Genomic DNA, 21,915 nt, shown 5'->3' on the forward strand with positions numbered 1-21,915 from the left:
TTCCGTTAGCGTGCAAATAATTAGTACACCAACCATTGGTACGATAGCAGCGACGACGAGGAGGTCCAGACCGTGCCCGACGATTTCGACGGGGATCCCCTGGCGCTGGAGCAGCAGGTGTGCTTCGCGCTCTCCGTCGCCGCGCGCGGCGTGGTCGCGGTCTACCGGCCGCTGCTGGAACCGATGGGGCTGACCCACCCGCAGTATCTGGTGATGCTCGCCCTGTGGCAGTACGCGCCACTGTCCGTACGCGACCTCAGCCGCCTGTTGCAGCTCGACCCGGGCACGCTGTCGCCGCTGCTCAAGCGCCTGGAGGCGAACGGCTACGTCCGGCGGGAGCGCGACCCCGCCGACGAACGCAGCCTCGCGGTGACGCTGACCCCGGCCGGCGCTGCCCTGCGGGAGCGCGCCGAGCAGATCCCGCCCGCGATCGTCGAGCGGCTCGGCCTGCCGATCGCGGACCTGCGCCACCTGCACACCGTGCTGACCGAGGTCATCGCCGCCGCCAACCGCGCCGGCGCGGCCCGCCCCGCCACCTGACGCGCCGGCTCCGTCCGACAGACGGGGGCGCGTCCGACGCGCGAGGTCCGGCCGGCGAACGGGGTCAGGCCCGCGGGCGCCGGGTCAGGCGTCGGCGTAGACGGCGAAGCCGCGGTCGGCGCAGCGCCGGTAGAAGGCGGCCAGCACGCTCAGCTCGGCGCAGGTGAAGTTCCACTGCGGCGGCGCGCCGCTCTCGTCGCGCAGCGCGTCCAGCCGGCTGTCGAGCCAGCGCAACTGCTGCTCGGCCAGCCGCCCGTCGGCGAGCAGCGACCGCAGCACCTGGCTCACCGAGTCGAAGGTCACCGCCTCGCCGTGCGGGCGGTGGCCCGCCACGAACCGCTCGATGCCGCCGGCGATCCAGGCGCAGCCGTCCGGGTCGATGACCGGGTCCTCGTCCTCGGCGGCGGCATCTGTGGCGTAGAGCACACCCTCGAGCCCGAGCAGCAGGTCGACCAGTTCGGTGTACGCGGTGGCCCGGACGGTGCCGGTCTTGGCGATCAGCTCGGCGAGCGCCGCGGTCGGCGCGGAGATGCGCGGCATGTCGACGATGTCGCCGAAGTCGACGAACTCCGCCGGCGCGACCGGGTCGTAGAAGCGGCCGGTCCGCGGCCACTGCACCGCGACGTTGTCCAGCCCCATCTGGCGTCACCTCTTATTGGGCGTGTGTCGGTTCGATCGGGTTGATCGTCCGGTTCCGGCCCGAAAAGATCAAGCGCGGGCCGTCGGCGCGGCGCGAGGGGTGCCTCCTGCCCGCCGGCCGGCACCGATCGTCGGGCGGCGGCGCCCCCGATCGGGCCCTGGCGTGTAGGGGGAGTCGCGGGCGGCGCGGTTCGGCCGGCTACGTCGGTCTGAGCCGCCTCGCAGGGGTGCCGAGTGGCGGTTCTGTCGCTGCTGCACAGTAAGATTGACCCCGAGACGATGACCCGGTGCGGAGCGACGACACACGGGCCCGGTGGGGGGCCCGCGATCATTCTCCACGCCGGGTCGAGCCGATCGCGATCCGCGGGCAACCGCGGCGAACGGCGCGTTCGACCCGTACCCCGGAATTGTCCCCGGTGCCGGTCCGCGTGCCGACGTCGCGTCCTGTCCGCCGAACCCGCGCCCGACGCGCCACCAGGCGCGCGCACGGCGCGAGAAAGTGGCCGAGGGTGGCAGCGCAGGACAAGCAGGAGTACGGCGCAGAGTCGATCACCGTTCTCGAGGGCCTGGAGGCGGTCCGCAAGCGGCCCGGTATGTACATCGGGTCCACCGGCGAGCGTGGTCTGCACCACCTGGTGTGGGAGGTCGTCGACAACGCGGTGGACGAGGCGCTGGCCGGGCACTGCGACACCATCGACGTCGTGCTGCTCGCCGACGGCGGGGTCCGGGTCACCGACAACGGCCGGGGCTTCCCGGTCGACCTGCACCCGAAGTTGAAGAAGCCGGGTGTCGAGGTGGCGCTGACGGTACTGCACGCGGGCGGCAAGTTCGACGGGAAGGCGTACGCGGTCTCCGGCGGTCTGCACGGCGTGGGCGTCTCCGTGGTGAACGCCCTCTCCACGAAGATGGCGGTGGAGATCCACAAGTCCGGCTTCGTCTGGCGGCAGCAGTACCACAACTCCAAGCCGACCCCGCTGGAGAAGGGCGAGACGACCGACCGGACGGGCTCCGCGGTCTCCTTCTGGCCCGACGCGGACGTGTTCGAGACGGTCGACTTCGACTTCCAGACCATCTACCGGCGGCTCCAGGAGATGGCCTTCCTCACCCGCGGCCTCACCATCCACCTGCTCGACGAGCGGGTCCCGGAGGGCGAGGAAGGCAAGCTCCGCGAGGTGACCTTCCACTACGAGGGCGGCATCGCGGACTTCGTCCGGCACCTCAACGCCTCGAAGAACCCGATCCACCGCACGGTGGTCGAGTTCGGCGCCGAGGAGGAGGGCATGTCGGTCGAGATCGCCATGCAGTGGAACGAGTCGTACGGCGAGTCGGTCTACACGTTCGCCAACAACATCAACACCCACGAGGGCGGCACCCACGAGGAGGGCTTCCGGGCCGCGCTGACCAGCGTCGTCAACCGGTACGGCGCCGAGAAGAAGCTGCTCAAGGGCGACGAGAAGCTCTCCGGCGAGGACATCCGCGAGGGCCTGGCCGCGATCATCTCGGTCAAGCTCACCAACCCGCAGTTCGAGGGCCAGACCAAGACCAAGCTCGGCAACACCCCGGTGAAGAGCTTCGTGCAGCGGGTCTGCAACGAGTGGCTGGTGGACTGGTTCGACCGGAACCCGGCCGAGGCGAAGATCATCATCCAGAAGGCGTCCCAGGCCGCCCGGGCCCGGATCGCCGCCCAGCAGGCGCGCAAGCTGGCCCGACGCAAGTCGCTGCTGGAGTCCGGCTCGATGCCGGGCAAGCTGGCCGACTGCCAGTCCACCGACCCGCGCGAGTCCGAGGTCTTCATCGTCGAGGGCGACTCGGCGGGCGGCTCGGCGAAGCAGGGCCGGGATCCGCGGACGCAGGCGATCCTGCCGATCCGCGGCAAGATCCTCAACGTGGAGAAGGCCCGGATCGACCGGGTGCTGAAGAACAACGAGGTCCAGGCGCTGATCACGGCGCTGGGCACCGGCATCCACGACGACTTCGACATCGAGAAGCTGCGCTACCACAAGATCGTGCTGATGGCCGACGCGGACGTCGACGGCCAGCACATCCAGACGCTGCTGCTCACCCTGCTCTTCCGCTTCATGCGCCCGCTGGTCGAGCTGGGGCACGTCTACCTGGCCGCCCCGCCGCTCTACAAGATCAAGTGGAACAAGCGGGGCGACGACGCGCAGTACGCGTACTCGGACCGGGAGCGGGACGGGCTGATCGCGCTGCGCCAGCAGAAGAAGCCGAACGCGAAGCCGGACGACATCCAGCGGTTCAAGGGTCTCGGCGAGATGAACTACCCGGAGCTGTGGGAGACCACGATGAACCCGGCGACGCGTACGCTGCGTCAGGTCACGCTCGACGACGCGGCAACCGCCGACGAGTTGTTCAGCGTGCTGATGGGTGAGGACGTCGAGGCGCGCCGCTCGTTCATCCAGCGCAACGCCAAGGACGTCCGGTTCCTGGACATCTGACGCGGATTGCCGGGCCGGCCGGTCATCCACCGGTCGGCCCGGCGATCCACAGAGTTATCCACAGCATGGCCGGTTTCCACAGCCGTTATCCACAGCACGAAAACGACTCTGAGTCTGATAAGGGTTAACAGTGACCGATACCCCCGAGTCCACACCGAACGAGCCCGAGGTCCCCGAGACCGCCGGTGCCGTCGTCGCGCACGACCGCATCGAGCCGGTCGGGCTCGAGGTGGAGATGCAGCGCTCCTACCTCGACTACGCCATGAGCGTCATCGTCGGGCGGGCGCTGCCGGACGTCCGGGACGGGCTCAAGCCGGTCCACCGCAAGATCCTCTACGCCATGTTCGACTCCGGCTACCGCCCGGACCGCGGCTACGTGAAGTGCTCCCGCGTCGTCGGCGACGTGATGGGTCAGTTCCACCCGCACGGCGACTCGGCGATCTACGACGCGCTGGTCCGCATGGCGCAGCCCTGGTCCCTGCGCTACCCGCTGGTGGACGGCAACGGCAACTTCGGCTCGCCCGGCAACGACCCGGCTGCCGCCATGCGGTACACGGAGTGCAAGCTCGACCCGCTGGCGATGGAGATGCTGCGGGACATCGACGAGGACACCGTCGACCTGCAGGACAACTACGACGGCCGGGCCAAGGAGCCCACGATCCTGCCGTCGCGGATCCCCAACCTGCTGGTCAACGGCTCCGAGGGCATCGCGGTCGGCATGGCCACCAAGATCCCGCCGCACAACCTGCGCGAGATCGGCGCGGCCGTGCAGTGGTGCCTGGAGCACCCGGACGCCGACGAGGCCACCACCCTCGAAGCGTTGCTGGAGATCGTCAAGGGGCCCGACTTCCCCACCCACGGCCTGATCGTCGGCCAGTCCGGCATCCAGGACGCGTACCGCACCGGGCGCGGGTCGATCCGGATGCGCGCCGTGGTGGAGGTCGAGGAGGACAAGCGTGGCCGTCCCTGCCTGGTGGTCAGCGAGCTGCCCTACCAGGTCAACCCCGACAACCTGGCCGAGCGGATCGCCGAGCTGATCAAGGAGGGCAAGCTCGGCGGCATCGCCGACATCCGCGACGAGTCCTCCGGGCGTACGGGCATGCGGATCGTGCTCGTGCTCAAGCGCGACGCGGTCGCCAAGGTGGTGCTGAACAACCTCTACAAGCACACCCAGCTCCAGGAGACCTTCGGCGCCAACATGCTGGCGCTGGTCGACGGGGTGCCGCGCACGCTCAACCTCGCCCAGTTCATCCGCTACTACGTCGACCACCAGATCGACGTGATCCGCCGGCGGACGGCGTTCCGGCTGCGCAAGGCCGAGGAGCGGGCGCACATCCTGCGCGGTCTGGCCAAGGCGCTGGACGCCCTCGACGAGGTCATCGCCCTGATCCGGCGCTCGCCCACGGTGGAGGACGCCCGGCAGGGCCTGATCCGGCTGCTGGAGATCGACGAGATCCAGGCGACCGCGATCCTCGACATGCAGCTGCGCCGGCTCGCCGCGCTGGAACGCCAGCGGATCCTCGACGACCTGGCCAAGCTGGAGCTGGAGATCGCCGACCTCAAGGACATCCTCGCCAAGCCCGAGCGGCAGCGGAAGATCGTCTCCGAGGAACTCGGCGAGATCGTCGCGAAGTGGGGCGACGACCGGCGGACGAAGATCGTGCCGTTCGAGGGCGAGGTCTCGATGGAGGACCTCATCGCCCGCGAGGACGTGGTCGTCACCATCACCCGCACCGGCTACGCCAAGCGGACCAAGGTCGACCTCTACCGCTCCCAGCGGCGCGGCGGCAAGGGCGTCAGCGGGGCGACGCTGCGGCAGGACGACATCGTCAGCCACTTCTTCGTCTGCTCGACCCACGACTGGATCCTGTTCTTCACCAACAAGGGTCGGGTCTACCGGGCCAAGGCGTACGAGCTGCCCGAGGCCAGTAGGGTGGCCAAGGGCCAGCACGTGGCGAACCTGCTCGCGTTCCAGGCCGACGAGCAGATCGCGCAGATCATCGAGATCCCGAACTACCAGGTGGCTCCCTACCTGGTGCTCGCCACGAAGAACGGCCTGGTGAAGAAGACGAGGCTCGAGGAGTTCGACTCCCCCCGGTCCGGCGGCATCATCGCGATCAACCTGCGCGACGAGGACGAGCTGGTCGGGGCGGCGCTGGTCGCTCCGGAGGAGGATCTGCTGCTGGTCTCCAAGAACGCGCAGGCGATCCGGTTCAACGCGAGCGACGAGGCGCTGCGCCCGATGGGCCGGGCCACCTCGGGCGTGATCGGCATGCGCTTCAGCGAGGACGACGTCCTGCTGGCCATGGAGGTGGTCCGCGAGGGGCTGGACGTCCTGGTGGCCACGAACGGGGGTTACGCGAAACGTACCCCGATCGAGGAATACCCGGTCCAGGGCCGGGGAGGTAAGGGCGTGCTGACTGCGAAGATCACCGAGCGACGTGGTGGTCTGGTCGGCGCGGTGGTGATCGACCCGGACGACGAGCTGTTCGCGATCACCAGCAACGGTGGTGTCATTCGGACTCCGGTGAAGCCTGTACGCCGTACGCGTGATCGGAACACAATGGGGGTCAAGCTGATGGACCTTCCGGACGGCGTGACTATCGTGGCGATTGCTCGCAATGCCGACGAGCCTGACGAACAGGACTAGTTGAATGACGGAGACACAGGCGAAGTCGGGGAACACGGGGACCTCGGCCAACCCGGTCGACGAGGAGGCCGCCAAGAGCGGCACACCAGCGACCGGCCGCGCGGCCGTGGGCCGGGCGACGGTCCCCGCCGACGCGCCTGCCCCGAAATTCACCCGGGCCCCCGGCATGACACCGCCGCCGGACAAGCCCTCCGAGGACGCGGACGCGGCGGACAGGACCGAGACGGTGGGGGTCGACAAGCCGGCCCCCGCCGCCAAGCCGACGACGACCCAGCCGTTGAAGGTCGGCGCCGGCCAGCCGACCGGCGCCACCGGCACACAGCCGCGGATCACGGGCACCGCCACCGGCACCCAGCCCCGCGTCACCGGCACGGCCAAGCCGCAGCCGGACGGCGGCCGTCCGACCGGCACCGGCCGGCCGGCCAACGGCGGCGGCCTGCCGCCGGGCATCAGCAGCGCGGCCGCCGTCGGGGCCGCGCGCGTGGGCGAGGCGGTACGCGCGGCGCGTACGTCGGTCAGCTCGGCCGCGTCGCGCGGACCGCGCCGGGCCCGGCTGAACCTCAAGCGGATCGACCCCTGGTCCGTGATGAAGTTCGCCTTCGCCGTCTCGGTGGTGCTCTTCATCGTCGTGGTGGTGGCCACGTCGGTGCTCTACCTGGCCCTCGACGCGATGGGCGTGTTCACCAGCGTCAACGACAGCCTGACCGACCTGGTCAGCGCGGGCGGCGGCCAGAGCACCAGCGGCTTCCAGATCACCGCCAAGGGCGTGATCCTCAGCTCGGCGCTGATCGGCCTGGTCAACGTCGTGCTGTTCACGGCGCTCGCCACGCTCGGGGCGTTCGTCTACAACGTCTGCGCCGACCTGGTCGGGGGCATCGAGCTGACCCTCGCCGAGCGCGACTGATCCATCCCGGAAGCCGGGGCACCGCCGAAGCGCGGAGCCCCGGCTTCCGTGCGTCGGGAAGCAGGCGCCGGGCCTCGTGCCGTGCCGTGTGGGCGGCGAAATCACCTGGGCCGGTCGCGGCGCCTCAGGTAGGTTCAGGGGCGACGGCGACACCGGATGCCCGGGTGGCCCCCGATTTGGGGCCGGGCGGGCGGATGGGTTAATGTTGCTCGTCGCTACGCGGGGCTATAGCTCAGTCGGTTAGAGCGCAGAGCTGATAACTCTGAGGTCGCTGGTTCGATTCCAGCTAGCCCCACCGCACATCGTCCGACGGCAGTCGAGCGCGAGGGGTAGGCCCCAATGTTCAAGAAGCTTCTGATCCTGGCCGGCGTCGTCGGGGTGGCGGCCGTGGTCGCCAAGAAGATCAAGGCTTCCAACGACGAGCGCGCCCTCTGGCACGAGGCGACCACCGCGCCCGACCTGCGCTGATCGCGCCAGCCACTGCCCGCACCGGCGGCACCGTCCGCCTTGGGGCCCTAGCTCAACTGGCAGAGCACTGCCTTTGCAAGGCAGGGGTTAGGGGTTCGAGTCCCCTGGGCTCCACCAGCACTTTCCTCGGTTGATCTCGGTCCCGAGTACAGCCAAGCGGTCACGCCGTCCCCTCCGCGCCCAGGATTCGGTCGATGGCCGAGGCAGCCTGGCGAGCCCGCGCTGTCCCACCACATGCTCGACAGACCCGTCCCAGGACATGCTTGACGGTTGACCTAGTTTTACCGTGCCGACTTTGCGGGTCGGTAGGTTCTGGCCGCCGGCTGTGCGGGCTGTGCCGCGAGGGCGGGAGGGCCATGGATCACGCGGATCAGCAAGCTGTGCATGACCATGAGTTGTGGGAGTTGGTTGCCTCGGCGGCTCGCGACAGGGTCGGGCGGCGGCAAGCAGCGATGGTTTCCGACCACGGGCTCAGCGGCGATGTGCAGTACCACTGGTCGATGGACGACGCCGCCATCAACCCGGTCTCGCGCGCTACGGTGCTGGCTGTGATCCGGCAAACCATGGCGGTCTCCGTAGACAAGCCGAGCGAGGTCGAGGCGGCTGAGGTCTGGCTGAACACCAACCGGAACGCTCTGACCTATGTCGAAGAGGAAGGCGGCTGCGGCTGCTGCGTCCGGATGTGGAAGCTGGAGGGACCCGCCGAGGTCTTGGCGACAATTCCCTACGAGGTCTCGGCTTCCTCCGACTGGGATACGGACTAGCCATTCGGTGTGCCCGGCGGGTCGTTGCCCGACGGGTCGGACGTCCAGAGCGCGCCGCGCTGGCAAGGTTTCCCGGCGCTTGTCGGGGTGCCCTGATCTTGGCCCCCGGCCCGGCGCAGCAACGCGAGGAGCCCGTGGCCGTCCTCGATCCTCACGTCCGGTTCGACGCCGGGAAGCGCCGCCTCCCGGTCCGTGCGGGGCGACCGCATCAGGATCGCCGCGCCGACTCCGGCGCGACGGGCGCAGACGACGTCACGGTGCACGCTGTCACCGACGAACCAGCAGCCGTCGATCGGCACCGCGAGGGCGCGGGCCGCCCGGAGCGCCAGCTCCGGATTCGGCTTCCGGGGCCCGGCCTCGTCGCTGTAGAACTCGGCCCCGAACAGGCCGGAGAGTCCGGCGGAGGCGAGGAAGTCCCGGTGGGCGGCGCCGCACAGCGTGTTGCTGACGACCGCCATCGGGAGGCCGGCGCCGGCGGCGTGGCGCAACGCCTCGGGGATGCCGGGACGCACGGCCCACTCCTCCCGCCAGGTCCAGGCGTACGCCAGCGCGGTCGCCTCCCGCTCGACGGCGTCGCGGGCTACCTGCGGCCAGGAGCGGGTCACGAAGTCGCCCCACACCCGGTCGTGCGGCAGCTCGACGGGATCGTCCGTCCTGCCCACGTCGTCGCGCCACAGGGCGTACGACCGCGCGCCCTCGGCCAGGTCCCGGGCGATCTGCTCGCCCGGGACCGCGCCGTCGACGAGCCGGGACAGTCGTCGCACCAGCGCGGGCGGGGCGGGCTGCTGTGGCGGCGCATCCGCCAGCACACCGCCGAAGTCCAGCAGGAGAGCCCGAGGAAGACGGAGCATGCCGCCATCCTCGCGTACGGAGGGGAAAAGGAGCGGTGGTCGGCGGTCACAGTTCTGGACGGCCGCCCACCAGCCGGCCGCCCCGGCACGTTAGCGTCGAGCCGTGACCACCGGATCCCCGCGCGTGCTCCCGGCCGACAGCGGCATCGCCGAGGCCGCTTCCGTCCTGCGTACCGGCGGGTTGGTGGCCTTTCCCACCGAGACCGTCTACGGGCTCGGCGCGAACGCGCTGGATGCCCGTGCGGCCGCCCGGATCTTCGAGGCGAAGGCACGGCCCAGCTTCGACCCGCTGATCACGCACCTCGCCGACGCGGCCGAGCTGGAGAAGCTGGTCGGGGCGGTGCCGGCGGCGGTGGCGGCGCTGGCCGAGCGCTTCTGGCCGGGGCCGCTCACGCTGATCGTGGACCGGCCGGCGGCGATCCCGCCGATCGTCACCTCCGGGCTGGCGACGATGGCGGCCCGGGTGCCGGACAACGCGTACGCGCGGGCGCTGATCGCCGAGGCCGGGGTGCCGGTGGCGGCGCCGAGCGCGAACCGGTTCGGCCAGCTCAGCCCGACGCGGGCCGAGCACGTGGTGCGGGGCCTGGGCGCGGCCGTGGACGTGGTGCTCGACGGCGGGCCGACGCGGTGCGGGATCGAGTCGACCATCGTGGACGCCCGGGGCGAACGGCCGGTGGTGCTGCGGCTCGGCGCGCTGCCGCTGGAGGCGCTGGAGGAGGCCGTCGGCCCGGTGACCGTACGCCCCGGAAGTTCCGGGCAGCCGGTCGCGCCCGGCACGCTGGCGGCGCACTACGCCCCGCGTACGCCGTTGCGGTTGGCGTCGGGCGGGGAGCCGCCGGCGGCCGACGGGGTCCGGCGCGGCTTCCTGGCCTTCCGCGAGCCGCCGGCGGGCGACTGGGCGGCGGTCGAGGTGCTCTCCGCCGCCGGCGACCTGACCGAGGCTGCCGCGCGGCTGTTCGACGCGCTGCACGAACTGGACGCCACCGGGGTCGCCGAGATCGTGGTCGAGCCGGTCCCGGAGGCCGGTGTCGGCCGCGCGATCAACGACAGGCTGCGCCGCGCCGCCGCCACCTGGCACCCGGCGGGCTGACGCCCCGGGGCTCGACGCCGCGCGGGCGAGTGGTCCGCGCACCTGCTCCGGTGCATGGGCCGGGGCGGCGGGGGTAGGAGAAACGGCAACAACCCCCCGGAAGTGAGGTGTCATGCCAATGCCGACCGCACGCGAGATCATGACGAACGACGTGACCTGCATCCGTGAGCAGGACGACCTCAGGACGGCCGCCAAGCAGATGGCCCAGTTGGGCGTGGGCTCGCTGCCGATCTGTGGGGACGACAACCGGCTCAAGGGGATGCTGACCGACCGCGACATCGTGGTGAGGGTGCTCGCCGAGGGCCGCGATCCGGGCGGCGTCACCGCCGGTGAGCTGGCCCAGGGCGAGGCGGTGACCATCGGCGCGGACGACGACGCGGCCGAGATCCTGCGGACCATGAGTCAGCACAAGGTGCGCCGGCTGCCGGTGATCGACGGGCACGAACTCGTCGGCATCGTGGCCGTCGCCGACGTGGCCCGCTCCCTGCCCGAGCGTCCCGTGGGTGACCTCATCGAGGCCATCTCCGAGCGCGGCTGACCGCACGTCACGACTGATCGCCGCCCTCCGGCCCCGCCGGGAGGCGGCGATCGGCGTACGCGGAGAAGGCCGGGACCTCGGCGGCGGGCGCCCCGCGCCCCGGGTCGGCAGCGGGTCAGGCCGTCGGGGTGAGCGGCACGGTCTCGCCGCGGGCGATGGTGCGGACGCAGCCGGCCAGGCCCCGTCGGCGGGCCTCCGCCACGAAGTGGCCCAGGGGCGAGCGGAACACCCGGTAGTCGTCGTAGTGGATCGGCACGGTGAGCTTCGGCCGGACCAGCTCGACGAGGTCGGCGCCCTGCCGGGCGTCCATGGTGAGCAGGATGCCGGCGATCCGCGTGCCGCCGAGGTGGATCAGCATGGCGTCGATGTCCGGGTACCGCTCGGGGATCTCGGCCAGCATCGGTCGGTTGAGGGTGTCGCCCGTGACGTAGAGGCGGAACTCGCGGCTGCCGTCACGTTCCAGGTCGATCAGCGTGCCCATCACGTCGGGCAGCAGCAGGCCCAGCGCGCCCGGCCCGTGCTTCCCCGGCATCGAGGTCAGCCGCAGCGTCTCTCCGCCCCGGCGCAGCTCCCGCGAGCGCCAGGTGGCCAGGCCCTCGGCGGCCCGGAATCCCCATCGGCGCAGCTTCCGCTCGGCCTCGGGCGTGGTGACGATCGGCAGTTCCCGGTCGAGGCCCCGGCGCGCCACCCGGTCGAAGTGGTCGCCGTGCAGGTGGGACAGGACCACCGCGTCCAGCGACGGCAGTTCGGCGATCCGCAGCGCCGGGTCGGTGCGCCGGCGCGACCAGAGCCCCTTGCCCAGGTACGCGCGCTGCCCCCGGTGCAGGAAGTTGGGGTCGGTCAGCAGGGTGAACCCGCCGATGCGCAGCACCGTGGTGGCGGTGCCGATGAACGTGACCTGCGGCTGCGTCGTCAACATACCCACCTCCACTGATCGCCGTACCCGTCGTTCGACGCGGACATGCGGACGGGTGGCGGTCACCGGGCTCCCCGGTCGGCGTCCGGCCGCCCCGGCCCGTCGGGGTCGGGCTCTTCGGTGCTGTCCGGGTCGGGGTCGGAGCCTCCGGTGTGCGGGCCGGACTGCGGCAGGCGTTCCACCAGGCGGGTGAGCGCGCCGTTGGCGAAGGTCGCGCCGAGCGCCGAGCCCGTGGCGATGGTCCAGCCGACCGGGCCGAGGGGCGTGCAGCCGAAGAACTGGCTGACCCCGGGCGTCTGCACGACCGCCGCCAGCACCCCGAGCGACGCGGCGGTGGAGGCGAGCACGGCCGGGCTGGTGCCGCCGGCCAGCACGGTCTGCCCGAGCTGGGTGCCGACCAGCGACACCAGCGCGACCGTGCCCGCCCGCCGGCGCCGCCCGGTGTAGCGGGCCAACGTCCAGCCGGCGGTGGCGCCCAGCGTGGTGGCGGCAGCGCGCAGCCCGATCTCGCGGGTCATCGTCTCGCCGAGGGAGGTGTCCGGGCCCTCCCGCAGCAGGCCGTCGGTGTGGTCCGCGGCCGGGGGCCGGACCGCGATCGCCAGCGCCGGGGCGAGGTCGGTGAGCAGGTTGACCAGGAGGAGCTGTCGCCCGGTGAGCGCCGATCGGCCGGTGGCGGCGGCGGTGAGCACGCTGAACGCGATCTCGCCGAGGTTGCCGCCGACCAGGATGCTGAGCGCGTGGCGTACCGAGGACCACATCGCCCGGCCCTCGACCAGCGTGGCGATGATGGTCTCCAACCGGTCGTCGGTGACCACCAGGTCGGCGGCCGCGCGGGCCGCCGGGGTGCCCCGCTGGCCGAGCGCGATGCCCACGTCGGCCAGCCGGATCGCCGGCGCGTCGTTGGCCCCGTCCCCGGTCATCGCGACCGTACGCCCACACTTCTGCAACGCCTGGATGATGCGCACCTTGTGCGCGGGGGTGCACCGGGCCACCACGTCCGTGGCGGCCAGCCGGGCCGCGAGGGCCTCGTCGTCGAGCCGGTCGAGTTCCGTCGCGGTGACCACCCGCTGCTCGTCGTGGTCGCTGATGGTGGCCGCGATCGCCTCGGCGGTCGCCGGGTGGTCACCGGTGATCATGATCGTGTGCACGCCGGCCTGGCGGATCCGGCGCACGGCCGGGGCGGCGCTCTCCCGCACCCCGTCGGCGAGGGCCAGGTAGCCGAGGAAGGTCAGGTCGCGCACCTGCTCGTCGGTGACGTCGGGTGACGAGACCCGGCACTCGGCCACGGCGAGGATCCGGTGCCCCGCCCCCGCCCGGTCGGCGAGCGTCGCGTGCAGCCCGTCGCGCCCCTCGTCGTCGAGCGGCTCGTCGCGTCCCCCCGGCGTACGCCAGGCGGAGCACCGGGGCAGCACCGACTCCGGGGCCCCCTTCACGCTGAGCAGCAGCCGGCCTCCGGCGCGGCCGACGGTGGCGTGGTACCCCCGGGACGGCTCGAACGGCAGGGTATCGACCGGCTCCCACCCGTCCGCGCCGGTCTGTTCGGCCACCCCCGCCGCCTGGGCGCCGTAGCGGACCGCGCGGTCGGTCTGTTGGGCCAGCTCGTGCGGGTCGGCGGCCGGGGTGGCCCGCAGGGCGGCGGCGAGAATGGCACGCCGGCCGTCGTCGAGGCCGTCGACCGGGGCGTACCGGCTGTCGTCGCCGACCCCGGCGAGCCTCAACTGCCCTTCCGTGAGCGTGCCGGTCTTGTCGAAGCAAAGCACGTCCACCCGGCCGAGCGCCTCAATGGTGCGCGGGTTGCGGACCAGCGCGCCGTGCTCCGCCAGCCGCCGCGCGGCGGCCAACTGGGCGGCGCTGACCAGGAACGGCAGCCCCTCCGGCACGGAGGCGACGGCCAGGTTCGCGGCGGTCGCGGCGGTCGCCGCCAGCGGCACGCCCCGCAGCAGGCCCGCGCCGGCCACCGCCACCGCCGAGCTGGCGGCCAGCGGGATCGCCGCCCGGGTCAGCCTGCCCAGTCGGGCCTCCACGCCGCTCGCCGGCGGGGCCTGCCGGGCCATCGCCAGGCTCCGCCCGGCCTCGGTGTCCGCGCCCGTCGCCACCACCACCGCCGTCCCGTGGCCGGCGGCGACGGTGGTCCCCTCGTAGAGCATGGACCGTCGGTCGGCGACGGCCGCGGCGACGACCGGCTGGTCGGTCTTGCCGACCGGCAGCGACTCGCCGGTGAGCGAGGACTCGTCGGTCTCCAGGCCGGCCGACTCCAGCACCCGGCAGTCGGCCGGGACGGCGTCCCCCGGTTCGAGGAGGACCACGTCCCCCGCCACCAGGTCCTCGGCGGGCAGCACCCGTTCCGTGCCGTCTCGGCGCACCCGCGCGGTCACCGCCGAGCGGGACAGCAGCTCGGCCAGCGACCGCTCGGTGTTGTGCTGGTGCACCGCGCCGAGCAGCGCGGACCCCCCGACCACCCCGCCGACCAGGGCGGCGTCGACCAGCGAGCCGAAGGTGGCGGAGAGCACCGCCCCGGCGGCGAGCACCGGCGTCAGCGGGTTGGCCAGCTCGTCGACGAAGGCGCGCAGCAGCCCGGGCGGCCCGGCGGGCTGCCCCGTCCCGTCGCTCCGGCGGCGCTCGGCCTCGGCCGTGGCGAGCCCGTCCGGTGCGGTGCCGAGCTGGTCGAGGACGGCCGAGGCCGGCATCAGGTGCCAGGCGGTGACCGTCGGCACCGGGGAGTCCGTCGGGTCGGGCAGCCGGCGCGCCCGTACGACGCCGTGCGCGAAGGCCAGCGCGGCCGCGCCGTTCACGGCGGCGAGGGAACGGCCGGGTAGCTGGGCGGGGGCGGCGGTGAACGCCCCCAGCGCGCCGAGGCCCGTGCCGGCCAGGGCCAGGCCGATGTTCTGCCGGGTCATCCGGCGGGCCACCCCGGTCGCCTCGATCACCAGCGCCACCACCCGCAGGTCCGTGCCGACCAGCAGGTGCGCGCCCCAGGGCGGCAGGTCCTCGGGGGCGGAGATGCCCAGGCCGCAGTCGGCGACGCCGAGCGCGGCCCGGTCGCCGGAGACCACCATCGCCACCGCCCCGGCGAACTGCAGCGTCCGCACCGACTCGGCCAGCCGGTCGCCGCCGGGCAGGTGGGCATCGGCGAAGCCGTACCGCCGGTCGTCGTCGCCGGCCACGACCACCCGCAGGCCGGCCTGGCGGGCGGCGGTCGGCAGGGCGTCCACGCCCGGCGCGGGCTCCGGCTCGACCCGCAGCACGGCCGCGAGGGTGTCGCCGTCGGTCAGCCCGAGCAGGGATCCGCCGCCCTCGCGCAGCCGGCGGCTGTCCGCGGTGTCGCCCGGGTCCCCGGCGTCCAACTCGTCCAGCGGCCCGAGCCGCCAGCCGTCGGCGTGCCGCAGCGTCCACGGGGCGGCCGGGTCGAAGAGCGTGAACGCGCGCGTCGCCACCTGCCCGGGGTCCGCCCCGACCAGCGGCGCCAGGTCCGCCAGGACGCCCCGGTCGGAGCCGAGCACCGACGCGTCCAGCACCAGCGTGTCGATCCGGTCGAGCTCGCGCAGCACGCTGCGGTCCATCGCGATCACCCCACGCCGGGCGAGGATCCGGCCGAGCTGCGCGGCGTAGCCCTCGCGGCCGCTGCCGGGAGCCTTCGGCAGCGCGGAGAGGCCCAGCGCGGCGGCCCGCTTCCGGCCCACCACCGGCGTCGCGGCGGCCGCGGCGGCGGCACCGGCGGTGATCATCCGGCTGACGTACTTCTCGGCGGGGCCGTCCGGCTTCGGGCGGGGGCGCTCGACCTTCGGCGTCCGGGCGACGGCCCGCTCCGGATCCCCGGTCAGCCGTGGCTCCGCCTGCGCCCAGGCCCGGAGCTGGGCCCGCGCCTCACCCCACTGCACCACCCGCTGCGCGCCGTCGAGCACGATTCCGGTCCAGCCGCCGGTCAGACCCTGCACGACCGCCTCGGCGAGCGGGAAAAGCAGGTCGGCGCGGGGATCGGCGCGCAGCCCCCGGTCGGCCAGCGCGTGCAGCCTCGGGTGCAGGTCGACCGCGCCGAGCAGCCCGGCGACCTCCCCGGGCACCGGGGTGAACGGCAGGATCCGGGTGGCGGCGGAGATGGTCAGGCCCAGGGCGTCGGAGGCCAGCCCGCCGAGCGTGCGCGGCGTGCGCGGCCCCTCCTCGGGCGGGTGCGGCGGCGGGATCTCCGGGTCCGGCTCGTGGGGACAGGCGCGTTCCGCGCGGGCGACGGTCGCGATGAGGTCGCGCAGCTTCGGCTCCGGCGTACCGACGGCCACGACCACGCGGCCGGACGGGGCGTTGACCCGGGCCCACTCCACCCCCGGCACCCGCTCCAGCGCGGCCTCGACCTGCCGGGCGAGGGTGTCGCCGCCGTCCTGGCAGACGCCGTGCACCTCGATGTGGTGCCGCCCGGGCCGGGACCAGACCCGACGCTTGGTCAGCCCGGCCACCCGGGCCAGTCGGGTGGCGGCGGCGCCGACGCTCCGGGACGCCTCGCCGACGACCTGCGGTACGGCGACCGGCGGCAGGAGCCGGCCGGCGGCTCGGCCCAGCGAGGTCATCGAGGCGTACGACCGGACAGGCGCCGGTCAGGCCCCCCGCTGCTGCTGCTCCCGCCGTACGCCATCTCGCCTCCCACGCCTCCGCTCCGGCGGCCTGGCTTCCCGGCGGACCGCCCGTTATGCCCCCCGAGCAGGGGAAGTTTTCCCCATTGGCGGTGCATGGACGGCCGTGCCGGTGGAATCCCGGATCCACTGTCACCGTCATCGGGGAGGCCGGAATGAGCACACTGACGCGACCGCTCAGCGGCGTGCACGAGACGATCCGGGCGTTCACCCGACGGGTGGAGCTTCCGGGGCTGGGGGAGGTCGCCGTCCCGCCGCCGGACAAGCTCGCCTACTACGCGGGCCTCGGGGCGCTCGCTGCGCTCCAGGTCATCGAGTGGCCGCTGGCGCTGGTGATCACCGCCGGCCACCTGCTGGCCGACCAGCACCTGTCCGGCCTGGCGAAGGGGCTCGGAGAGGCGTTGGAGGCGGCCTGAGAGAGCCGGGTCACCCTTGACCTCAATGCGGGTTGAGGTCCCAGGCTGATCTCATGTCGATCGAACTGCTCCGCTTCGAGGTGGGTCCGGCGAACCCCTGGGTCCGCGCCCGCCGCCGGCCGTACCGGGTGCTCCGCCCGGCAGCGGTGTCTCGGCCATTCGCGACCGCTCCATCGGCGGGCCGGCGGTGACCGCCACGGCGGCGCCGGCCGTCCCGGTCCCGCCCGCGGCCGGCCTCTTCGCGCCCCGGCTGCGGGCGATGACGGTCGGCAGCGTCGCGCTGGTCTCGCTGCTCGCGTTCGAGGCGCTCGCGGTGGGCACCGCGATGCCGACCGTCGCCCGCAGCCTCGACGGGCTGGCCCTCTACGGGATCGCCTTCGGGGGCCCGTTCGCGGCCGGCGTGCTGGCGATGGTCGCCTCCGGCATCTGGTGCGACGCCCGGGGACCCAGGGCGCCGATGTGGCACGGGCTCGTCTGGTTCGTGGTGGGGCTGGTCATCGCCGGCAGCGCCACCGCCATGGGCGCCCTGGTGGCCGGCCGGATCGTGCAGGGGTTCGGCTCCGGTCTGCTCTCGGTGGCCCTCTATGTCATCGTCGGGCAGGCGTACCCGGAGGTGCTGCACCGGCGGATCTTCGCGGCGTTCGCCGCCGCGTGGGTCGTACCGTCGCTGGTCGGGCCGGCGCTGGCCGGGCTGATCGTCGAGCACCTCGGTTGGCGGTGGGTCTTCCTGGCGGTGCCGGTGGTGGCGGTGCCGGCGGTGCTGCTGATCCACCCCGGGCTGCGCGCGATCGGCGCGGCCACGCCGACCGGGCTGCCGGCCGGCGCGGCGGCCCGGATCGGCTGGGCCTGCGGGGCGGGGGTGAGCGCCGCACTGCTGCACATCGGGGGCCAGCAGCGCGGTGCCGCCGCCGGCGGCCTGGTGGCCCTGGCACTGGTCGGTCTGCTGGTCTGCGCGCCGCGGCTGCTGCCGGCCGGGTTCCTGCGGGCCGGCCGGGGCCTGCCGACGGTGATCGGGCTGCGCGGCCTGGCCTCGGCGGCGTTCGTCGGCGCCGAGGTGGTGATCCCGCTGATGCTCTCCCGGGAGCGCGGGCTGTCGCCGACGGAGGCCGGCCTGGTCCTCACCACCGGCGCGCTCGCCTGGTCGGTGGGCTCCTGGGTGCAGGGACGGATGCCCGCGCCGCGCTCCCGGGCCACCCTGCCGAGAGCGGGGCTGGCCTGCATCACGGTCGGCATCGCCGTGGTGACGCTTGCGGTCGCGCCGGCGGTGCCGGTGTGGGTCGGGGTGCTCGGCTGGGCCGTCGCCGGGCTCGGCATGGGGCTGCTCTACCCCTCGCTGTCGGTGCTCACCCTGGAGCTGTCCGCCCCGGGCGAGCAGGGACGCAACAGCTCGTCCCTGCAACTGGGCGACTCGCTCTTCGCCGCGACCGTGCTGGCGCTCACCGGCGCGGTGCTCGCCGCCGGGGCGGCCCCGGGACCGGGCAGCTACGCCGGCACGCTCGCGGTGGCGGGCGGGCTGGCCCTGGCGGGCGCCCTGCTCGCCGGCCGCGTGGTGCCCGGGGCATCCGGAATCCGCGCGCCCGGCTGACCGCCGCGTCCGGCGGGCGCTTTCGCGGACCGTGTGCTCCGGCTTGCGTGCTCTGGCGGGCCGCGTGCTCTGGCCGACCGCGTGTCTGGTCGACGTCGTGTGGGGCTCGGCCCTCCTGGCGAGACCGGCGCTGGGGATGCGGCGAATCGACCCGGGACGGTGGGCGCGACCGGGAGGATGGGCGGGCGATGAACTTCCTGACCATCCTCCCGATGGCCGTGGTGATGGTCGCCGGGACGCAGCTCGTCGCGGCGGTCTTCCTCGCCTCGTCCGACCGACCGCGCGCCGCTTCGCTGGGCTACCTGGCCGGGGCGGGGCTCGTGGTCTCGGGCGGGGTGACGGCGAGCTGGCTGGTCACCCGGGCCGTGAAGGTCAACGTCGGGGCCGGCGGGGGCGGGCACCGGGCGGTCGAGAGCCGGATCGACGTGGTGGTGCTGGCGCTGCTCGTCGTCCTGGCGGTGGTCGTCTTCCTGCGCCGGCACACCGCGGGCACGCCGAGGTGGATGGGCGGGCTCCAGCGGGCCAGCCCCGGCTACGCGCTGCGGCTCGGCGTGCTGCTGTTCCTGGCCATGCCCTCGGACGACCTCACGATGATCACCGTGGGGGCGAGCGCCGCCCGGCACGACCTGCCCTGGTGGCACCTGCTGCCGTTCGTCCTGCTCACCCTCGCGTTGCTGGCCCTGCCCCTGGTGGCGCTGCTGCTGCTCGGCCGCCGGGCCGCGACGGCGCTGCCCCGGATCCGGAACTGGGCCCGGCAGCACTCCTGGTTGGTCAGCGAGATCGTCATCGGGTTCTTCGTGCTGATGATGGTGGCCGACCTGCTGCGGTGACCTGGTGGCCGGTCGTGCTGATGACGGTGGCCGACCTGCTGCGTGAGCTGATGGCCGGTCGCCGCCGTGACGGCGGCCCGAGCTGCTCCGGTGAACCGGCGCACAGCCGGTCACGCCCGTCGGGGCGGCGCCGTCAGCACCGTGGCCGCGGCGGGCGCGGGACGCCGGAGAAGGGGGAAACCATGCGGGTGCTGGTCACCGGGGCGGGCGGTCGGCTCGGGCGGGTGGTGCTGCCACGGTTGCGCGACGAGGGCTGGATTGTGCGGGCGACGAGCCGGCGGCCGCGTACCGATCCGTCGGCGGAGTGGGTGGTGGTCGACCTGGCCACCGGGGACGGGCTGGCCGAGGCGGTGGCCGGCGTGGACGCCGTGCTGCACCTGGCCTCGTCGCCGAACCGGGGGCGGCAGACCCACCGGGTCGACGTGCTCGGCACCCGCCGGCTGGTCGTTGTTGCCGGACGGGCGGGCGTACGTCACCTCTGCTACGTCTCGATAGTCGGGGTGGACCGGGTGCCGATCCCCTACTACCGGCACAAGCTCGCCGCCGAGCAGGTCGTGGCGGCCGGGCCGGTGCCCTGGACGGTGCTGCGGGCCACCCAGTTCCCGGAGTTCCTCGACGGCATGCTGCGCGGCGCGAGCCGGCTCGGCCCGGTGATCGGCGACCCGGCGGTGCTCGCCCAGCCGGTCGACCCCGGCGAGGTCGCGGGCCGGCTGGTCCGGCGGCTCACCGCCGGTCCGCTGCACGGCATCGAGGAGTACGGCGGGCCGGAGGTGCTCCGCTTCGACGAGGCGGTCCGGGCCTGGAACGCCGCCCGGCGGTCCCGCCGTCCGCTGCTGCCGGTGCGGATCCCCGGGAAGATCGGCCGTGCGCTGCGCTCCGGCGGCCTGGTCACCGAGGCCACCCCGACGGGCGCCCGGACCTGGGCCGACCACCTGGCCGACACGTACGAGGGAACCGGCGCAAGATGAACGGCCTGCGTGTTCACGTCCGGCCTACCGTGACGCCATGTTCGCCATGGTCGCCACCGTCATCCTCTACGTCGCCGGTTTCGTCTTCCTGTACGGCGTCATCCGACTCGCCATCCGCCACGCCCTGGAGGAGATGGAGGTGCGTCGGGTCCAGGCCGAGCGGGCGGAGGAGCTGGCCGCCGCGCGGGACCGGACGCTGCTCCGCGAGAACGGCTTCCTCACCGGCAGCTGACCGACACCCGACCGCCCGGTGACCGCTCGCCGGGCGGGTGGCCCAGGCGGGTGACCGGTCCCCGGGACGGGTTGGGCTCGTGGTGGGCGGGGCGAACGGGGTGGTGCGAGGATCACAGGCGTGATGGGGACGCTGAAGACCGAACCCGCCCGTACCCGGCTCGACCTGCTCGCCCCGCCGGTCGCCGCCGCCATCGGGCAGTGGCCCGCCGACGCCCCGGTGGACGTCGACGACGTGCTGGTGGCGCCGATCGACGCCGAGCTGGCCGACACCGCCGCCTTCTGCGCGGCGTACGAGGTGGGGCTGGACGTGTCGGCCAACTGCGTGGTGGTGGCCGGCAAGCGCGAGGGGGTCGTCCGCTATGCGGCCTGCGTCGTGCTCGCCACCACCCGCGCCGACGTGAACGGGGTGGCCCGCCGGGCGCTCGACGTCCGCAAGGCGAGTTTCGCGCCGATGGCCGACGCGGTGGAGCTGACCGGCATGGAGTACGGCGGCATCACCCCGATCGGCCTGCCGGAGCAGTGGCCGATCCTGGTCGACTCCCGGGTGATCGCCACGCCGCACGTGATCATCGGGTCCGGCGTACGGCACAGCAAGATCGCGCTGCCCGGGCCGGCGCTCGGCGCACTGCCCGGCGCCCGCGTGGTGGAGGACCTGGCCCGACCGGCCTAGCCGCTGACCGACGTCGATACCGTTGCACGTGAAACATTCGGCGACCGACCCGGCGGTCCGTCGCCCTGCTCGGCGGCCTGTCGGCCAGTCGCCGGGATCCGCGAGCTGAGCACGTTGGCCGACCGGTCAGGTTCGGGCGGCTCAGCCGGCGGACTCGCGGCGCTCCACCTCGGCCAGCGCGGCGAGCAGCGTCTCCGGTTCCTGGGCGCCGGTGACCGCGTACTTGCCGGCGAGGACGAAGGTCGGCACGCTGGTCACCCCGATCTGGCGGGCGGTGGCCAGTTCGGCGGAGAGTTCGGCCACCCGCTCGTCGGAGTCGAGGAAGCGGCGTGCCTCCGCCGCGTCCAGGCCGACCTCGCCGGCGAGCGCGGCCAGCGCGTCCCGGGAGCCGACGTCGACCCCGTCGGTGAAGTGGGCGCGGTAGAGCGCATCGACCATCTCGGCGGCACGGCCACGGTCGGTGGCCCAGGAGACCAGCCGGTGGGCGTCGAAGGTGTTCGCGGCGACCGCCCGGTCGAAGTCGAGCTTCAGCCCGGCGCCCGCCGCCACCTCGGTGACGTGCCCGAACATCTGCCGGGCGCGGTCCTGCCCGCCGAACTTGGCGGCCATCGCCTCGACCAGCGGGCGCGGCTCGGACACCGGCGACGGGTCGAGTTGGTACGGCCGGTAGCGGACGGTCACCTCGCCGTCGTACGACTCCAGGGCCTGCTCCAGCCGACGCTTGCCGATGTAGCACCAGGGGCAGACCACGTCGGCGTAGATCTCGATCTCCAT

General features: G+C 73.5%; 19 protein-coding genes and 2 tRNA genes. 16 read left to right on the forward strand and 5 right to left on the reverse strand.

Features of this window, described 5'->3' with window-relative positions; all coding sequences use genetic code 11:
* The first annotated feature begins 72 nt into the window (after positions 1-72).
* Positions 73-540 (forward strand): MarR family transcriptional regulator, encoded by a 468-nt coding sequence (locus tag ACFY23_RS01025; protein ID WP_350677720.1) that lies wholly within the window; start codon positions 73-75, stop codon positions 538-540.
* Between the two features lie 84 nt (positions 541-624).
* Here the strand turns inward: ACFY23_RS01025 and ACFY23_RS01030 are convergent, their stop codons facing one another.
* Positions 625-1,179 (reverse strand): hypothetical protein, encoded by a 555-nt coding sequence (locus ACFY23_RS01030; RefSeq protein WP_350677718.1) that lies wholly within the window; start codon positions 1,177-1,179, stop codon positions 625-627.
* A 509-nt stretch (positions 1,180-1,688) separates the two neighbouring features.
* Between ACFY23_RS01030 and gyrB the strand changes: the two genes are divergently transcribed.
* The 7 genes from gyrB (at position 1,689) to ACFY23_RS01065 (ending at position 8,421) form a co-directional block, all read left to right on the forward strand.
* Complete coding sequence (gyrB, locus tag ACFY23_RS01035) at positions 1,689-3,635, forward strand: DNA topoisomerase (ATP-hydrolyzing) subunit B (RefSeq protein WP_350677716.1); 1,947 nt, start codon at positions 1,689-1,691, stop codon at positions 3,633-3,635.
* Positions 3,636-3,765: 130 nt separating this feature from the next.
* Positions 3,766-6,285 carry a DNA gyrase subunit A gene (gyrA, locus tag ACFY23_RS01040; RefSeq protein ID WP_350677714.1) on the forward strand — a complete coding sequence of 840 codons (2,520 nt, stop codon included), beginning with the start codon at positions 3,766-3,768 and terminating at the stop codon, positions 6,283-6,285.
* Positions 6,286-6,289: 4 nt separating this feature from the next.
* Positions 6,290-7,189, forward strand: coding sequence for a DUF3566 domain-containing protein (locus ACFY23_RS01045; RefSeq protein ID WP_350677711.1), 900 nt, complete (start codon positions 6,290-6,292; stop codon positions 7,187-7,189).
* 221 nt (positions 7,190-7,410) lie between these two features.
* A tRNA-Ile gene (locus ACFY23_RS01050) sits at positions 7,411-7,484 on the forward strand.
* Positions 7,485-7,528: 44 nt separating this feature from the next.
* On the forward strand, positions 7,529-7,657 hold the full coding sequence (locus ACFY23_RS01055) for a DLW-39 family protein (RefSeq protein ID WP_208818042.1): 129 nt from the start codon (positions 7,529-7,531) through the stop codon (positions 7,655-7,657).
* Positions 7,658-7,698: 41 nt separating this feature from the next.
* Positions 7,699-7,774: transfer RNA gene (locus ACFY23_RS01060), tRNA-Ala, on the forward strand.
* Positions 7,775-8,013: 239 nt separating this feature from the next.
* Positions 8,014-8,421 (forward strand): hypothetical protein, encoded by a 408-nt coding sequence (locus ACFY23_RS01065; RefSeq protein ID WP_350677709.1) that lies wholly within the window; start codon positions 8,014-8,016, stop codon positions 8,419-8,421.
* Here the strand turns inward: ACFY23_RS01065 and ACFY23_RS01070 are convergent.
* On the reverse strand, positions 8,418-9,272 hold the full coding sequence (locus ACFY23_RS01070) for an HAD family hydrolase (RefSeq protein ID WP_350677706.1): 855 nt from the start codon (positions 9,270-9,272) through the stop codon (positions 8,418-8,420). The genes ACFY23_RS01065 and ACFY23_RS01070 overlap by 4 nt on opposite strands.
* Before the next feature lie 103 nt (positions 9,273-9,375).
* On the opposite strand from ACFY23_RS01070, the gene ACFY23_RS01075 reads away from it, so the two are divergent.
* Positions 9,376-10,362, forward strand: a complete 987-nt coding sequence (locus ACFY23_RS01075; protein WP_350677704.1) for an L-threonylcarbamoyladenylate synthase — start codon at positions 9,376-9,378, stop codon at positions 10,360-10,362.
* A gap of 118 nt (positions 10,363-10,480) precedes the next feature.
* Positions 10,481-10,900 carry a CBS domain-containing protein gene (locus ACFY23_RS01080; protein ID WP_350677701.1) on the forward strand — a complete coding sequence of 140 codons (420 nt, stop codon included), beginning with the start codon at positions 10,481-10,483 and terminating at the stop codon, positions 10,898-10,900.
* 115 nt (positions 10,901-11,015) lie between these two features.
* On the opposite strand, the gene ACFY23_RS01085 is transcribed toward ACFY23_RS01080, so the two are convergent.
* Both ACFY23_RS01085 and ACFY23_RS01090 read right to left on the reverse strand, forming a co-directional pair.
* Positions 11,016-11,819, reverse strand: a complete 804-nt coding sequence (locus ACFY23_RS01085) for an MBL fold metallo-hydrolase (RefSeq protein ID WP_350677699.1) — start codon at positions 11,817-11,819, stop codon at positions 11,016-11,018.
* A gap of 59 nt (positions 11,820-11,878) precedes the next feature.
* On the reverse strand, positions 11,879-16,375 hold the full coding sequence (locus ACFY23_RS01090) for an HAD-IC family P-type ATPase (protein WP_350677696.1): 4,497 nt from the start codon (positions 16,373-16,375) through the stop codon (positions 11,879-11,881).
* 218 nt (positions 16,376-16,593) lie between these two features.
* On the opposite strand from ACFY23_RS01090, the gene ACFY23_RS01095 reads away from it, so the two are divergent.
* The 6 genes from ACFY23_RS01095 to ACFY23_RS01120 all read left to right on the forward strand — a co-directional run bounded on the left by ACFY23_RS01095 (position 16,594) and on the right by ACFY23_RS01120 (position 21,141).
* Positions 16,594-16,854, forward strand: a complete 261-nt coding sequence (locus tag ACFY23_RS01095; RefSeq protein ID WP_350677693.1) for a hypothetical protein — start codon at positions 16,594-16,596, stop codon at positions 16,852-16,854.
* Positions 16,855-17,041: 187 nt separating this feature from the next.
* Entirely contained in the window at positions 17,042-18,439 is a 1,398-nt protein-coding gene (locus ACFY23_RS01100) for an MFS transporter (protein WP_350677691.1), read from the forward strand.
* Between the two features lie 188 nt (positions 18,440-18,627).
* Positions 18,628-19,269: a GAP family protein gene (locus tag ACFY23_RS01105; protein ID WP_350677688.1), complete on the forward strand. Its 642-nt coding sequence runs from the start codon at positions 18,628-18,630 to the stop codon at positions 19,267-19,269.
* The gene (locus ACFY23_RS01110) at positions 19,266-20,237 is read left to right on the forward strand and encodes an NAD(P)H-binding protein (RefSeq protein ID WP_350677686.1); all 972 of its coding nucleotides are present in this window, start codon (positions 19,266-19,268) and stop codon (positions 20,235-20,237) included. Before ACFY23_RS01105 ends, ACFY23_RS01110 begins: the two co-directional genes overlap by 4 nt.
* 37 nt (positions 20,238-20,274) lie before the next feature.
* Positions 20,275-20,469, forward strand: a complete 195-nt coding sequence (locus ACFY23_RS01115; RefSeq protein WP_350677684.1) for a hypothetical protein — start codon at positions 20,275-20,277, stop codon at positions 20,467-20,469.
* A 123-nt stretch (positions 20,470-20,592) separates the two neighbouring features.
* Positions 20,593-21,141 carry a YbaK/EbsC family protein gene (locus tag ACFY23_RS01120; RefSeq protein ID WP_350677797.1) on the forward strand — a complete coding sequence of 183 codons (549 nt, stop codon included), beginning with the start codon at positions 20,593-20,595 and terminating at the stop codon, positions 21,139-21,141.
* A 141-nt stretch (positions 21,142-21,282) separates the two neighbouring features.
* On the opposite strand, the gene ACFY23_RS01125 is transcribed toward ACFY23_RS01120, so the two are convergent.
* Positions 21,283-21,915: a DsbA family oxidoreductase gene (locus tag ACFY23_RS01125; RefSeq protein WP_350677681.1), complete on the reverse strand. Its 633-nt coding sequence runs from the start codon at positions 21,913-21,915 to the stop codon at positions 21,283-21,285.

The sequence above is a fragment of the Micromonospora sp. NPDC000121 genome, assembly GCF_042899165.1.
In the GTDB taxonomy this organism is placed as follows: Bacteria; Actinomycetota; Actinomycetes; order Mycobacteriales; family Micromonosporaceae; genus Micromonospora.

What these genes read in the sequence shown, in the direction of transcription:
- ACFY23_RS01065 (WP_350677709.1), top strand. Translation starts at nt 8,014, where the DNA reads ATGGATCACGCGGATCAGCAAGCTGTGCATGACCATGAGTTGTGGGAG.
- ACFY23_RS01090 (WP_350677696.1), bottom strand. Translation starts at nt 16,375, where the DNA reads ATGACCTCGCTGGGCCGAGCCGCCGGCCGGCTCCTGCCGCCGGTCGCC.
- ACFY23_RS01070 (WP_350677706.1), bottom strand. Translation starts at nt 9,272, where the DNA reads ATGCTCCGTCTTCCTCGGGCTCTCCTGCTGGACTTCGGCGGTGTGCTG.
- ACFY23_RS01055 (WP_208818042.1), top strand. Translation starts at nt 7,529, where the DNA reads ATGTTCAAGAAGCTTCTGATCCTGGCCGGCGTCGTCGGGGTGGCGGCC.
- ACFY23_RS01030 (WP_350677718.1), bottom strand. Translation starts at nt 1,179, where the DNA reads ATGGGGCTGGACAACGTCGCGGTGCAGTGGCCGCGGACCGGCCGCTTC.
- ACFY23_RS01115 (WP_350677684.1), top strand. Translation starts at nt 20,275, where the DNA reads ATGTTCGCCATGGTCGCCACCGTCATCCTCTACGTCGCCGGTTTCGTC.
- ACFY23_RS01125 (WP_350677681.1), bottom strand. Translation starts at nt 21,915, where the DNA reads ATGGAGATCGAGATCTACGCCGACGTGGTCTGCCCCTGGTGCTACATC.
- ACFY23_RS01095 (WP_350677693.1), top strand. Translation starts at nt 16,594, where the DNA reads ATGAGCACACTGACGCGACCGCTCAGCGGCGTGCACGAGACGATCCGG.
- ACFY23_RS01085 (WP_350677699.1), bottom strand. Translation starts at nt 11,819, where the DNA reads ATGTTGACGACGCAGCCGCAGGTCACGTTCATCGGCACCGCCACCACG.
- ACFY23_RS01045 (WP_350677711.1), top strand. Translation starts at nt 6,290, where the DNA reads ATGACGGAGACACAGGCGAAGTCGGGGAACACGGGGACCTCGGCCAAC.
- ACFY23_RS01080 (WP_350677701.1), top strand. Translation starts at nt 10,481, where the DNA reads ATGCCGACCGCACGCGAGATCATGACGAACGACGTGACCTGCATCCGT.
- ACFY23_RS01105 (WP_350677688.1), top strand. Translation starts at nt 18,628, where the DNA reads ATGAACTTCCTGACCATCCTCCCGATGGCCGTGGTGATGGTCGCCGGG.
- ACFY23_RS01120 (WP_350677797.1), top strand. Translation starts at nt 20,593, where the DNA reads ATGGGGACGCTGAAGACCGAACCCGCCCGTACCCGGCTCGACCTGCTC.